Annotated in this window: 11 protein-coding genes, 1 tRNA gene and 1 pseudogene; 4 read left to right on the forward strand and 9 right to left on the reverse strand. The window is 65.5% G+C overall.

Annotated elements, in window-relative coordinates; translation table 11 throughout:
- Positions 1–586, forward strand: a pseudogene (locus VFC51_04365) (NAD-dependent epimerase/dehydratase family protein).
- A gap of 39 nt (positions 587–625) precedes the next feature.
- Positions 626–1,261, forward strand: coding sequence for a hypothetical protein (locus VFC51_04370; GenBank protein ID HZT06241.1), 636 nt, complete (start codon positions 626–628; stop codon positions 1,259–1,261).
- Between the two features lie 5 nt (positions 1,262–1,266).
- Here VFC51_04370 and VFC51_04375 read toward each other — a convergent pair whose 3' ends face one another.
- The 5 genes from VFC51_04375 to VFC51_04395 all read right to left on the reverse strand — a co-directional run bounded on the left by VFC51_04375 (position 1,267) and on the right by VFC51_04395 (position 7,314).
- Positions 1,267–2,331, reverse strand: a complete 1,065-nt coding sequence (locus VFC51_04375; GenBank protein ID HZT06242.1) for a dipeptide ABC transporter ATP-binding protein — start codon at positions 2,329–2,331, stop codon at positions 1,267–1,269.
- Positions 2,328–3,461, reverse strand: a complete 1,134-nt coding sequence (locus tag VFC51_04380) for an ABC transporter ATP-binding protein (GenBank protein HZT06243.1) — start codon at positions 3,459–3,461, stop codon at positions 2,328–2,330. Before VFC51_04380 ends, VFC51_04375 begins: the two co-directional genes overlap by 4 nt.
- Positions 3,458–4,420: an ABC transporter permease gene (locus tag VFC51_04385; GenBank protein HZT06244.1), complete on the reverse strand. Its 963-nt coding sequence runs from the start codon at positions 4,418–4,420 to the stop codon at positions 3,458–3,460. Before VFC51_04385 ends, VFC51_04380 begins: the two co-directional genes overlap by 4 nt.
- A gap of 79 nt (positions 4,421–4,499) precedes the next feature.
- On the reverse strand, positions 4,500–6,284 hold the full coding sequence (locus VFC51_04390; protein HZT06245.1) for an ABC transporter substrate-binding protein: 1,785 nt from the start codon (positions 6,282–6,284) through the stop codon (positions 4,500–4,502).
- Between the two features lie 46 nt (positions 6,285–6,330).
- Positions 6,331–7,314, reverse strand: a complete 984-nt coding sequence (locus tag VFC51_04395) for an ABC transporter permease (GenBank protein HZT06246.1) — start codon at positions 7,312–7,314, stop codon at positions 6,331–6,333.
- Between the two features lie 596 nt (positions 7,315–7,910).
- Here VFC51_04395 and VFC51_04400 point away from each other — a divergent pair.
- Positions 7,911–7,982: transfer RNA gene (locus tag VFC51_04400), tRNA-Arg, on the forward strand.
- A 141-nt stretch (positions 7,983–8,123) separates the two neighbouring features.
- Here the strand turns inward: VFC51_04400 and pyrE are convergent.
- The 4 genes from pyrE to VFC51_04420 form a co-directional block, all read right to left on the reverse strand.
- Positions 8,124–8,705 (reverse strand): orotate phosphoribosyltransferase, encoded by a 582-nt coding sequence (gene pyrE / locus VFC51_04405; GenBank protein HZT06247.1) that lies wholly within the window; start codon positions 8,703–8,705, stop codon positions 8,124–8,126.
- A gap of 10 nt (positions 8,706–8,715) precedes the next feature.
- On the reverse strand, positions 8,716–9,504 hold the full coding sequence (locus tag VFC51_04410; GenBank protein ID HZT06248.1) for a type II CAAX endopeptidase family protein: 789 nt from the start codon (positions 9,502–9,504) through the stop codon (positions 8,716–8,718).
- 94 nt (positions 9,505–9,598) lie between these two features.
- Complete coding sequence (locus VFC51_04415) at positions 9,599–10,300, reverse strand: HAD family hydrolase (GenBank protein HZT06249.1); 702 nt, start codon at positions 10,298–10,300, stop codon at positions 9,599–9,601.
- A 33-nt stretch (positions 10,301–10,333) separates the two neighbouring features.
- Positions 10,334–11,647, reverse strand: coding sequence for a mannosyltransferase family protein (locus VFC51_04420; GenBank protein ID HZT06250.1), 1,314 nt, complete (start codon positions 11,645–11,647; stop codon positions 10,334–10,336).
- A 272-nt stretch (positions 11,648–11,919) separates the two neighbouring features.
- On the opposite strand from VFC51_04420, the gene VFC51_04425 reads away from it, so the two are divergent.
- The coding region (locus tag VFC51_04425) for a transglycosylase domain-containing protein (GenBank protein ID HZT06251.1) at positions 11,920–13,846 on the forward strand (1,927 nt) is incomplete at its 3' end.

Here is a 13,846-nt window from a genome sequence, read left to right on the forward strand (position 1 = left end):
CGATCTGAAGGTTTACTTTTAGCCGAAGTCGTATTAAAGGCATGTGAATCCAATCGGTCCCCGCGGCGTCTACGACGAGGCCAAGCGCTACGCCGAAGCGCTGACGATGGCGTATCACCGCCAGCAGGGGGTGGACACTGCCATCGCGAGGATCTTCAACACCTTCGGCCCCAGGATGCGTCCCCATGACGGCCGCGCGATCCCGACCTTCCTGCGTCAGGCGCTTCAGGACCGCCCCATCACGGTGTTCGGAGAAGGCTCTCAGACGCGTTCGTTTTGCTACGTCGAGGACGAGATCCGTGGCCTTATCGCGCTCGCCGAGTCTGGGTATCACGACCCCGTCAACATCGGCAACCCTGACGAGTACACGTTGCTCGAACTGGCCGAGTTGGTCATCGAAGTTACGGGCTCAGGGTCCGAGATCATTTTCGAGGCCCTGCCCATCGACGATCCCAAGGTCCGCCAGCCCGACATCACGCTGGCGAGGGAGATCCTGGGTTGGGAGCCGACCGTGGACCTGCGCGAGGGTCTCGGACGCACCATCGCCCAGGCAGGGCGAGAGACTCTCGTTGGCGCGGCAAGCTAGGCCGGTACCGCTATTCCCATGCCCCCCACCGACAGGTTCGTGATCAGCTTTGCGGCTTCGCCGCCGCAGGAGAGCCTCCCCTATGGGCGCTGGGCGGAGACGCTCGCGGATCACTTCCGTGCCGCGTGTGCCGAGATCGACACCGAGGGCGAAGACCTTGGGGAGCCCGGCGAGGTCGCGTGGTTTCCCGATCGCTCGTACGCAGGCCGAACCTTTGTCCCCGCGGTCGCACGCACGACTACCGGCTATGAGCTTTTCGGCTATGTCTCGTTCCGTGAGGGCTCATCGGGCGAGCAGCCCGCGGAATCACGCGCTCCGTCGGACTTCCACGCGCACGCGGACTTCACCTCCGAGTTGGCCGAATCCAACCCCGACTGGAAGCTTGATCTCAACGACGAAGTGATCGGCTCGTGGCGGGGCGAGGAGGGCAACTCGGCCGACATGACGCTCGTCTGGGGGGTGCCGCTGATCCCCAGCGGCGAGGTAGTGACGGCCGAACTTGCCAATCTCGCGGTCGACCAGTGTGAACTGGTCGAGGATCGCTTCACGCTGATCGCTCCCGACAACTACCGCCAGGACTTCTTGGAGATCAAGCTGTGGAGCAAGCGCGGCCAGGAGCTGGCGGCGGAGTCACTGTACGTCGAGGACGACGAGGAGGAGGAAGAAGGGGAATAGGGCGGCTACTCGGCCGCCACGGGGTCCTGTCTGCGGACCTCTTCCCTGCTCAGCGGGAAGTGACATGCCGCAACACTGCCCCCTCCCTTGTCCTCCAGCGGCGGCTCATCCACGGAGCAGACCTCGTGTGCCTTTGGGCAGCGAGTGTGGAAGCGGCAGGCGGACGGCGGATTGGCTGGGCTGGGGACGTCGCCGGATAGGAGCTGGCGGGCGCGACGGCGCGACTGAGCCGGGTCGGGCACCGGGACGGCCGAGAGCAGAGCACCCGTGTAGGGGTGGCGCGGGTACCCATAGAGCGCCTCATTAGGCGCAAGCTCGACGACCTTGCCGAGGTACATAACCGCTACGCGGTCGCACATGTGCCGCACCACGGAGAGGTCGTGCGCGATAAAGATCAGCGTCAGGTTGAATTCGCGCTGAAGGCTGCGCAGCAGGTTCAGCACCTGTGCCTGGATCGAAACGTCGAGCGCCGAGACGGGCTCGTCGGCGACGAGCAGCTTGGGATCCAACGCGATCGCGCGTGCGACTCCGATTCGCTGGCGCTGACCGCCGGAGAACTCATGTGGATAGCGGTTGTAGTGCTCAGGGTTGAGCCCCACTCGATCCATGAGCTCCTGGACCCGTCGCTTGCGTGCTCCTTTCTCGGTGAGCATCCGGTGGATCGCGAACGGCTCGGCGATGATCGAGCCAACGGTCTTGCGTGGGTTGAGCGACGAATAGGGATCCTGGAAGATCATCTGCACCTCGCGGTGCAGCGCCTTGAGGCCATCGCCCTTGCGCTTGGCGATGTCCTCTCCCTCGAATAGCACCTCACCTCCGGTCGGGTCGAGCAGTCTCACCAGCAGCCTTGCCGTGGTGCTCTTGCCACATCCGGTTTCACCGACGAGGCCCAGGGTCTCACCGCGCTTGACCGCGAAGGAGACGCCGTCCACTGCTTTGACGGCGCCGATCTTGCGCTGGAAAACGATCCCGCGGGTGATGGGGAAGTGTTTGGTTAGACCTCGGACCTCGAGCAGCGGGGTTTCGGTCGTGGCCGCGGACGCCTTGGCCGGCTCTTCGACGGTGGTCATGGGGCGCCCGCCCCGCTTGGGGGCATCTCAGGCGCCTCGGTGCCCAGCGCAGTGGACGCGACTGCGGGCGCCCGCGAGGGATATCCGTCCCCTGCGAGCCGGCGCAGCGAAGCGGGGTTACGACCGGCCTTCAGACCGTTCCAGATCTGGCGCCGGATGTTCGCATCCAGCAGGCAGGCCACCTGGTGGCGGGCGTTGTCGGGCAATGGCGCAAGCGGCGGGTCCTCGGTGCGATGGCGCTTCTGCACGTACGGGCAACGGGGATGAAAGAAGCACCCCGACGGCCGCTGGATCAGGCTGGGGGGCCGCCCTGAGATCGGCACGAGATCGTCGCCGCGCTGCTGGTTGAGCCGCGGAATCGATGTGATAAGGCCCCATGTGTAGGGGTGCTCGGGTGCTTCGAAGATTTGGTCGGTCGACGCATGCTCAACGATGCGCCCGGCGTACATCACGCAGATCTCGTCGGTGATTTCGGCCACCACGCCCAGGTCGTGCGTAATGATGATGATGGCCATTCCCAGCCGGTCCTGGAGGTCCTGCAACAGCGCCAGGATCTGCGCTTGGACAGTCACGTCGAGTGCGGTGGTCGGCTCATCGGCGATCAGCAGCTTGGGTTCATTGGCGAGCGCCATTGCGATCATCGCCCGCTGGCGCATCCCGCCTGAGAACTCGTGGGGGTACTGGTCCACGCGCCGCTTGGGATCGGGTATGCCCACCAGCTCGATCAGGTCAATCGCACGCTTGTGGGCAGCCGATCTCGACACGTCGCGGTGTATGCGGATGGCCTCGACGAGCTGGTGGCCGACCTTGTAAAAGGGGTGAAGAGACGACAGCGGGTCCTGGAAGATCATCGCGATCTCGTTGCCCCTGATGCGGCGAAGCTCGTCGGTGGAGGCGGTCAGCAGGTCCCGGCCTTCGAACACGATCCGGCCCGAGATCCGCGTGGAGCGACTACGTGTCAGGCCGAGCGTGGTGAGTGACGAAACCGTCTTCCCTGACCCGGATTCCCCCACGATTCCTAGGGTCCTGCCCGTGTCGACCTCGTACGAGACACCGTCGACGGCGTGGACGACGCCATCCTCGGTGTCAAAGCTGACACGGAGGTCCTCGACTTCGAGCAGCGGGCTCACGTGTATCTGACCCGCGGATCGAGGTAGGCGTAGAGGATGTCGACGACGAGGTTCGCGATCACGATGAAGAAGGCGCCGAGCATGACCGTGCCCTGGATCACCGGCAGATCGGCGTTCTGGATGCCGTCGTAGGCAAGCCGCCCAACGCCAGGGATGTCGAACACCGTCTCCGTGAGGACCGCCCCGCCCATCAGGATGCCGATGTCCAGCCCTAGCACGGTCACGATCGGCGTGATCGCGGAGCGCACGCCGTGCTGGAGAACCACACGCCACTCCGGCAGGCCCTTGGCGCGCGCCGTGCGGATGTAGTCCTCCGACATCGTCTCGATCAGGTTAGCCCGCAACAGGCGGGCGTAGAAGGCGGCGAAGCTGGCCGCAAGGACCAGCCACGGCAGAAGCAGCGAACCAAACCATCGCCCCGGGTTGGCGGTGAGGCCAGTGTAAGTGTCGGCGCCATCGAAGATGTGAACGACCCCGATGTCGTTGGCGAAGAGAAAGAGCGCGACCAGTCCAAGCCAGTACACCGGCGCGGAGATGGCCAGCAGGCTGACCCCCATGGTCGTGCGGTCCATCCAGGTTCGCGGCCGGGTCGCAGAGATGACCCCGATTGGTAGGCCTATAAGCAGCCACACGATCACCGCCCCGACGGTGAGCGAGATCGTGGCCGGCAGCCGTTGGAACATCAGCGTGCGAACCGGTAACGAGTACTGGTAGCTGTAGCCGAAGTTGAAGTGCAGCACCACGCCCTTGAGGTAGAGCCAGTACTGCACATAGATCGGCTTGTCGAGGCCCAACGTGTGACGGATATGGGCAATCAGCGCGGGATTCGGCGAGCGGCCCGCCCGCAGGACGGCAGGGTCGGCGGACGGAAGCGCGTAGAAGATGACGAAGGTCACCGCGCTCACGATGATCAGCACCACGATGGCCCACAGAAGGCGCCGGATTATGTAACGACCCATGGCGGTGACATGCCCGAGGGGGCCCCGCGGCAGTGGCGGGGCCCCCTCGGATCAGTGGTTTGTTGAGTCTATGTGGCCCTCACTTCGTCGAACTGAACGCGAGGTTCCAGTCGTCGTTCCACGGATCCTTCACGCCGTGGACCGTCGTTCCCTGGAGCTCGGCATTGGAGGACCAGATCTCAGGGATCGCCGGCGCGTCGTCGACGATCATCTTGTCTGCTTGGGCAAACGCCTTAAGCCGCTGTGACTGATTGGTGATCGCCGAAGCTGAGTCGATCGCCTTGTTGACCTTGGGATCGTCGAGGCTGGCCCAGTTCGAGTTGTTGATGGGGACAATCGCCTCGCCGCTGAAGGGCACGAACAGCGCCGCATACGGATCGGGGAAGTCCTCAATCCAGCCCGCAGTCGGGCATACGTTGACGTGCGCCTTGACGTAGCCACAGAACTTCGAGTACATCGTCTGCTGGGGGACCGCCTTGATCGTGGTCTTGAAGCCCAGCGCGTTGAGCCCCGTCTGAACCGTCTGCATCTCCTGCGGGTCCGGGGCGGCATTGGAGCCGACGATCAGCACGCTCCCATACTGACCGTACTTGCCTGTGTACTTGCAGTTGGGATAGCCAGCGAGCTTCATGTACTTGCACGCCACCGTCTTGTCGCCGCTGGGGTGCGAGATGAAGTCCTGCTTGAATCCGGCGGCGCCGCCGGCCTCCTTGAAGCCCGGCACCTCCGGGTAGATGAAGTGCGTGGCCACTGATCCGATCAGCTTGCCGCCGCGGTCCAGGAGATAGGCGTTGCGGTCTGCCTCCGCGACCACGGCCTTGCGCAGGTTGATGTTGTTGAATGGCGGCACGGTCGTGTTAAGCGCCGCGTAGTAGATCCCGAGCGGCCCGACCGTCAGCTGCTTTTTCTTGCTCTCGTAAGCCGTCTTCAGCACCGATGGCGGCGGAGTATCCGCCATCAACAGATTGGAGCTGTCGAGGGTCTTGCGAGCGGCGACCGTGGAATCGAGTCCTGCGTTCCACACGATCTTGTCGGCGTAGGCCGGGCGCACGCCGTCAACAGACTTACTCCAGTTGGGGTTGCGCACCAGAACGATCTGCTGTCCGGCCGAGTAGCTCTTGATCATGTACGGGCCGGTGAAGATCTGAGTGGTCGGTTTGCTGTCCCAGGTCGAGGGGCTGCTCTTATCCGCTTTATTGGTGTAGCCAGCGGGGACCGCGGAGGTTCCCGGGAGGGTGAGCGCCTTGGCCATGGTGGCGGCGAACGGCTTCGTCAGGTGGAAGACGATCGTGGTCTTGTTGGGCGTTTGGATCCCCGAAATCGGGCGATTGCCCGGGGCCAGCTTCGCGCCGACAATCGGGAAGTACCCCGACGCATAGCCGTTCTGCACATTGGCGTTGAACATCCGCTCGAAGGCGAACGCCACGTCCTTGGAGGTGATGGCCCGGTTGACCGGCGGGCTGAAGCGGAAGTTCGACTTGATGTGGACGGTCAGGGTCTTGCCGCCATCGCTGATCGTTGGCGCCCCAGAAGCGACTAGGGGTGTTGGCGTGACCGAATTGGTCGGCGTGTACATGTAGAGGGGGCTCTGGGTGGAGTACTCGATCAGGTAGTCGATCTGGAAGTACGACGCTCCAGGATCGAGGTGCTCCCACCCCTCAGCCGAGACCACCTGGAGCGTCCCGCCCCGTACCTGGCTCGAGCTGGGCTTGGTATTCGCCAGACCGCTGAGCGAGATGCTGCTGTTACTGCTGGAGCTTGAGCCCGAGCCCGAGCCACCACTGCTGCTCGACCCGCAGGCGGCCACCCCGATTGCACATCCGGCGGCCACGAGCGGAATGAGCGCCCGTCTGATCAGACGCATGTAGTGATCCTCCTCCTTGTTGATGTGAGTGACGTGTTCATGTGGTTCAGCGACCGGTCTTCGGATTGAGCGCGTCCTGGAGCCCGTCGCCGACGAGGTTGAAGGCGAGCACGGTCAGCACGAGCGCTACGCCGGGAAAGACCATGTACCACCACGCTGTGTTGAAGTTCGGAGACGCGTCGGCGATCATCTGCCCCCAGCTCGCAGTGGGCGGCTGTATTCCCACGCCGAGGAAGTCCAGCGCCGCCTCGTAGAGGATGTTGACGGGCAGGATCAGCGAGGTGTAGACGATGATCGGAGCGACGAGGTTGGGCAGGATCTCGCGGTACATGATCCGGGTGTTAGAGGCGCCGAGCGAGCGAGCGGCCTCGACGAATTCTTTCTCGCGCAGCGACAGCGCCTGCCCCCGGATGATCCGGCCGATATAGGGCCACGAGGAGAGCGCGATCACGACGATGAGCGTCACGCGCCCCGGAGTTACAAGGCCTCCCAGGCACCCCTTCCCGAGCGAGCACGCCGACGCCAGCCCGATCGCCAGCAGGAGGATCGGGAACGCCAGCACGATGTCCATGATCCGTGAAAGCAACGAGTCAACCCAGCCGCGGAAGTAGCCCGCGATCGTGCCGATCGCGACCCCGATCAGGACTGCGATGCCCGTCGCGATGAATGCAATCTCGAGCGAGACCTGCGCTCCGTAGATGACGCGTGCGAGAACGTCGCGCCCCAGCTCATCGACACCAAAGGGGTGGACCGCGCTGGGACCGGTGGGCTGACCAAAGGCGTCCAAGGCGTTCTGGTTGGGCTGGTTGGGGCCGGTGAGACCGATCAGGCTGACGAGCACGGGTGCAAGGACCGCCATCAGGATCACCAGCACGATGAACGCGGCCGAGACCATCGCCACCCGATCGGAGCGAAACCGTCGCCAGAAGAGCTGCCATGGAGAGCGCGCGACGATCTCGCCGCCGATGAGCTCGACGCTGTCGACGGATTCTGACTCGACCAGCAATGACTCAGGGGCGCCTACGCTCACCGCCAGCCCCCTCCGTCTCCTACGACGTCAGCCATTGCGGGAAGCACGGATCCGTAGCCGCCGGGCTTGTCAACCCGGTCAGCTTCGCGACTCCGCTGCTCATATGTTTTGGTCGGCCAACGACCGCTTGCCCCGGCGCTCATTTGCGTGCCGGGGACGCGACCTCTGGCATGGACCCTCCTCCACGGTGCGCGTGATTATCACACCGGGCTGGGGTTTGTCCACGTAGGTTTAACACGCTCGCAATCTGAGGGCCGGCCGTCGCCGGGGTGGCAGCGGCCATATCGGTGGGGGCGGTGCCGGCCCCTGAGCGCTGCTTGCACCACGCATCGAGTGGACGTTGGGCGGCGGTCCTGACGAGCTTCCATCTGCGCGCTCAGCTGGCGGCATGGATCCATGAATCCGGATGTCCAAATCGCCCCGACGGTCACAGCCCCCTCTCAGGCACTGACACGAGATAAGTCACAAGTGAGGTAACGCTGAAATCGTGATTAACCATGTGGGTTAACCGCTAATGCGTTGGCGGGGCGGCGACGAGGTAGCCCGCACGCCCCGTGGCCTGCCCATAGCGCCGATTTGCCTACCCTCTCCCCAACGCCCTCGTAGCTCAATGGATAGAGCACGCGCCTCCTAAGCGCGGGATGCAGGTTCGATTCCTGCCGGGGGTACTCATCCGTCGCTCGGCGCAACCGTCGGCGTCGTGTGGCAAGACCGAAGAGGGCGAGGCCTCTAGCTAGAGGGCGAGGCCTCCAGCCAGACGGCGAGGCCTCCAGCCAGAGGGCGAGGCCTCTAACCAGAGGGCGAGGCCTCTAACTACCCTCGCCTCGGTCCGGGCGTTGCGGATAGATCTCGTCGATCGTCGTCAGAGCCACAAATGGAGCCCCCGCGGCCCGCTCGATTGTCTGCGCGCCGCCTGCCAGCCGGTCGCAAATCGCCAGGACGCCGCATACGGTGTGGCCCTCTTCGCGCACCGCCTCCACGGCCCGGATGGTCGAGCCCCCGGTCGTGACCACGTCTTCGACCACCATCAGCCGGTCCCGGGGCGCAAGGGCCGGTCCCTCGATCCGGCGCGCAAGGCCGTGGTCCTTGACCTCCTTGCGCACGAAGAACGCCTTGACCTCTGCGCCGCCCGCGAGCGCGGCGCATGCGATCGGGTCGGCTCCCATGGTCATGCCGCCGACGGCCGTGGCTCGCCAGACGCGTGCCTGATCCGCGACGAGCGCCGCCAGCGCGAAAAATCCCTCCGGCCTCAGAATCGCCCGTTTGGCGTCCACCAGGTATTCCGCAGTTCGCCCACTGGTAAGGACTACCTTGCCGATCACCAAGGCGTGCTCGCGCAGCTGATCTACCAGCGCCGCGCGCGCAGCGTCCACCGACTCGGCGTGCGTCATTTCCACGCTCCTACGCCCCCGCCGGCGCGGGTCGGCGCACCGAGAGCGGGCCCGTGACCGCTCCGATCACCAGCAGCGAGCCGGCGATGAGCGCGAAGACGTCGCCCGCTTGCCAGTGCAGCTCGTTGATCCCGAGCGCTAGCGAATTGTTGACCGAGTGCAACGCGATGCAGGGGTAGAGAGATCGGGTCCGCCAGCGCACCAGGCAAAGCATGAACCCCAGGAATCCAAGCGGCACAAGGTACTGGGCGGGCGCAGAGCCGATGTGGGCGAGGGCGAACACTATTGCCGTCACAACGGCCGCGAGCAGGGTGCCCACATCGCGGCCTGCCAACGTGATCCGCCACCGCCGCAGCGCGCCGAAGAAGAACCCCCGGAAGAAGGTTTCCTCGGCGATCGGGGCGATCACGCACACGAACACCGCCGCTCCGACGAGCGCCGCCGTGCTCTTGCCGACGCCGAGCTCGCTCGGCAGCTTCTCGGTCCCGTGCAGCCGAATGAGGGTCGCATAGAGGGCCGTGACCACGTAATAGATCACTCCCGCCGCCGCGAACGCTCCGACCGCGAGACGCAGCGACACCCTCCGGTAACCGAAGTCCGAGGCGCGCAGGGGGCCTCTCAACCGGGCGAAGTAGACCGCCGCCCCGACCAGGGACAGGTCGAAGAAGACCGAGCCGATCAGCGCCACGGCGGGGGTCGGGTTTGCCGCGTTCGTCCCCTTGGAGCCGCCGATCGCGGCCACGATGCTGGCGGCAAACAGCCCCAGGGCAAACGCGGAGACTGCCGCTGCGGGGGCCATCCACGGCCGCCAGTTGCTGCCGTCTACGGATTCCTCGGACGCCTTGTACATCGTGCTAGCAAGATTAGGCCCGAACAATGGCGCTGCGGTTCGCCTATGCCGAACTGGATCGCCAAAGTTCCGGTGCAAGCTGGCCCAGCCCAGAGATCGTCCTCACTCCAGGCGCGCCGGGCCGGCCATCGCGGGAGAGCAGGATCGGCTCGATTCCGGCCCGGCGCGCCCCCTGGACGTCCTCCTCGACGCTGTCCCCCACGTGCACCGCCCGCTCGGGCGCCACGCCGGCGAGCTCGAGCGCCCGCGCGAAGATCGCCGGCGAGGGCTTACGAGCTCCTGCGCCGGCCGACGTGATCACACCGTCGAGCAAGGGCGTCAGGTGCAACCTCAAGAGCACGTCCTCGAGGGAGACATCCCAGTTGGAGACCACGAGCACTCGGGCGGGCAAACGCCGGGCCGCCTCGATCGCCTCCCGGGCATCGGCGAAAGCGCGGAACCGCAGCGCTGCCAGGAGGATCGCCTCGAGCGAGTCGAGCTCGATGCCGTGCGCGCTTGCCGGAAGCGCTTCGCGGAGTCTCTTCGTGCAACGGCGTCGCAGCCCAGCCAGGCTCTCGCGATCGTGGCCTTCGTCGAGATGCGCTCGGTAGTAGGAGATCTCGGCTGCGAGTGCAGCGTCTGCCTGCGCGGGACTGATCTCGACGCCGGCACGCTCCTGTAACCCTGCGCGGAGCAGGGGACCGGGCGGCTCGAGCTCGACGAGGGTGCCGAGCGCGTCGAAGGTCACTGCCCGGGGCCTGCGCATCGTGGAGTGCTCCGAGCCGCGAACAGCCACTTCTCAAGCCACGAATCGCCACGTCGCGAACTCGGCCGTGAACAGCCCGAGCAGCACCGCGCTGATCGCGATCGTCTGCAGCGCGATCCTGCGCCTGCGCACCCATGTCGCCCCCCACATGAACAGTGGGAACAGCACCAGTTCGTACCGGGGTAGCGACGCCAGCGGCTGGGGTATGACCGGGTAGGAAAGGGCCGCTCCGAGCGCCACCACCACGTATGCCCCGTAGGCGAACGGCAGCTTCCTGAACACACCGACGCACCCGATCACGCCCAGTATCAAGAACGCGAACAGCATCAGGTTCTGGCCCGCCACGCTCATCGGGTTGCCGGCCGCCTTGGGGAAGTAAGTGGGCGGAGCAGCGCCATGCAGGAGCTGTCGAAGTCCATCCCAGGCCGCGACCGTTCCCTGCCAGATACCACCCCAGGGCCAGGCCAATTGCCGATACCAGAGGTGCTCGACGCCGAAAGGCGCGAGGCCGTTGCCGGATGTGAGGGCGAGCCAGGCAACGTAAACGCCAAGGCCCGCGGGCACGAGCCCGATCCACAACAAAGACGGCCGCACGGCGTAGCGGGGACGCAGCCGGGAAAGGGGCGCGAGCGCGCGCGGATAGAACCCTCCACCCGCGCGCAGGACTCCTGTACCGAAGCGCACGCCTCCCTCACCGACGGGGATCAAGCGCACGCCTCCCTCACCAACGGGGATCAGGCGCACGTCTCCCTCACCAACGGGAAGGGCGTCGTCGCGCGGGCCATAGAGGTACAGCAGCAGCAGCGGGACCGCCAACAGCACGCCCGTGTTACGAGAAGCCGCTGCGAGGCCGCCCAGCAGTCCGGCGGCCCACCACCGTCCTCGGCGGGCCAGGTAGATGCACCCGACGGAGAGGGCCAGAAACAGCGACTCGGTATAGACGGCGGAGAAGAAGAACGCCATCGGCGAGAACGCGATCAGCATCACGCAGACGTTGGCGTTGCCTTCTCCCAGCTCGAGCGTCACGAGCCGGTGAAGCAGGACCAACCCGATGCCGAAGCACGCGAGCGAGACCACCACGCCGCCGATCAGATCGGACCGAAACAGGGTCCCGAAGATCCGCATCAGCAGCGGGTAGAGCGGATAGAAGGCGGTCCGCTGCGCCGAGTGCCCATAGCCCTGGCCCGCGATCGCCAGATACCACACCGAGTCCCAGCGGGCGAGCGGAGACACGAGCAGGTTCCCCAGCGCTGAGAAGGGCGCGGTGACCCGTGCGGGATCGAAGGAGCCACTGGAGTCGCCGCGTCCGAATTGCAGGACCGCGAAGATGCCCGCCGCGAATACCACGAGCCGCGACATCCACAGGGCACGCCAGCACGTCCGCAGCTCGGCGCGCCGCCGGACCGGCCGCGGTGGGGCTGCCTCGGGGGATCGGGGAGGGGTTTGGAGCGCGCTAAGGCTCACGCGCATCAAGATCGTACGCGTGTGACGGATCTGGATCTGCAATGGCGCGTACGGCGGAAGGACTAATCCGAGAGGCCCAGGAATTGTGCGTCTAAAATGGCTGTCGCCTGCTGCGCCCTCGGCGATGCAGCCGCGTGCAGCAACCAGATGCTTCCATGAGCAGACGCGAAAGACAGCGGCGCCGTCGGCGCCACCGGCATCCTGTCAGGCGGAAGATTCTTCTCGCCTTCGTCGTCGTGTTCGGTGCGCTGGGCCTCGGCACAGTTGCCGTGATTGGCTGGGTCACGGCGGTGGCCGCGTCTGCGCCCAATCTCGACCAGCTCAAACCGCACAAGCCCGGTGCGCTGTCGGAGATCTTCGCCGCCAACGGCGAGCCTCTGGGCTACATCAACTCGACCACGCTGCGCATCCCTGTCGACGGCTCGCAGATTCCCAAGACGATTCGACGCGCCACGGTGGCGATCGAGGATCGCCGTTTCTGGCACCACGGGGCCCTCGATTACACAGGGATATTGCGCGCGGCGGTCAGGGACCTCTTCGGCAGAGGCAGTCTGCAGGGGGCCTCGACATTGACCATGCAGCTGATCGACAACCTGTATCTGAAAAACGTCGATCACACCTTGACCTACAAGATCAAGCAGGCCAAGCTCGCCCAGCAGCTCTACAACCGGCACAGCAAGAACTGGATCCTCGACAGCTACCTCAACGTCGTGCCGTACGGGACCGTGGGGGGGCAGACTGCCTACGGCATAGGAGCCGCCTCCAGGCTGTTCTTTGATAAGCCCGTCCAGAAGCTCGATCTGGCTCAGTCGGCGCTGCTCGTGGGCTTGCCACAGGCGCCCTCCGAGTACAACCCGTTCCTCTTTCCGAAGCTGGCGCGCCAGCGTCGTGCCCGCGTACTGCAGGCGATGGTGCAGTCGCACTACATCACCAGGGCTCAGGCCGCCGCGGCCAACGCAGAACCCCTACAGGCGCGCCACAGCAGTCTGTTCGGCGTAAAGCGCCTCCCCTACGTCTTCGATTACGTCGTGCAGGAGCTGCACCAACGCTTTTGCCCCAATCAGCCCGTGACCAAGGGGTGCCCTGCGGTCGACGCCGGCGGCCTCCGGGTCTACACCACGATCCAGCCGAGCGCCGAGGCGGAGGCGCAACGCGCGATCCTCGCCCACGAGGGCGGACCGGGTCAGCCCGCAGCCGCGCTCGCGTCGATCAACCCAACCAACGGTCACATCGTCGCAATCGCGAACTCCTCGACGTACGCCCACTCGAGTTTCGACTATGCCACCCAGGGCCTGCGCCAGACCGGCTCTGCCTTCAAGGTCTTCGCCCTTATGACGCTGATCCACGACTACGACGGCTCGCCGGGCAAGACCTACTACAACTCACACTTCCTGGCCCCCGGTTGGCTGCCGAGCGAGCCGACCTGGTCGGTACATACCGCCGAGGAGACCTATCAGGGCGTCATCAACATCACCAAGGCGACGATCGTCTCCGACAACACCGTCTTCGCCCAGCTCGTTGTCGACCTCGGAATGGCGAAGTTCGACCGGATGGCGCACGCGATGGGAATCACCTCGCCGCTCAACGGCAATCCCGCCGAGGTGCTCGGTGGCCTCAAATACGGCGTGACGCCGCTTGAAATGGCCGATGCGTACGGCACGATCGCAAACGGCGGCCAGCACATCGCGCCAACCGCGATCGCCAAGGTCGTCTTCCCCAGCGGCAGGGTGCTCAACATGGGCGACGAGCCGCACACTCGCGTGTTTCCGTACAACCAGGCGTACGCGGCGACCAACGTGCTCAAGCAGGTGATCACGAACCCGGCCGGCACCGCCAACGCCACTGTCGGGGGCTTCGGCTGTCCCGCCGCGGGCAAGACCGGGACCGCCGAGAATCTCTCAAACGCCTACTTCGTTGGATATACGCCGAGGCTCTCGACGGCGGTGTGGGTCGGGTTCCCGGGCGGGAATATCCCGATGGCCGACGGGTTCGGCGGCGCCCTCGCGGCCCCCATCTGGACCGATTTCATGACCTCGGCGCGCGACGGCTACTGCGGCGATTGGACGCGGCCCACCGTTCCGT

Source organism: Chloroflexota bacterium (assembly GCA_035652535.1).
In the GTDB taxonomy this organism is placed as follows: Bacteria; Chloroflexota; UBA6077; order UBA6077; family SHYK01; genus DASRDP01.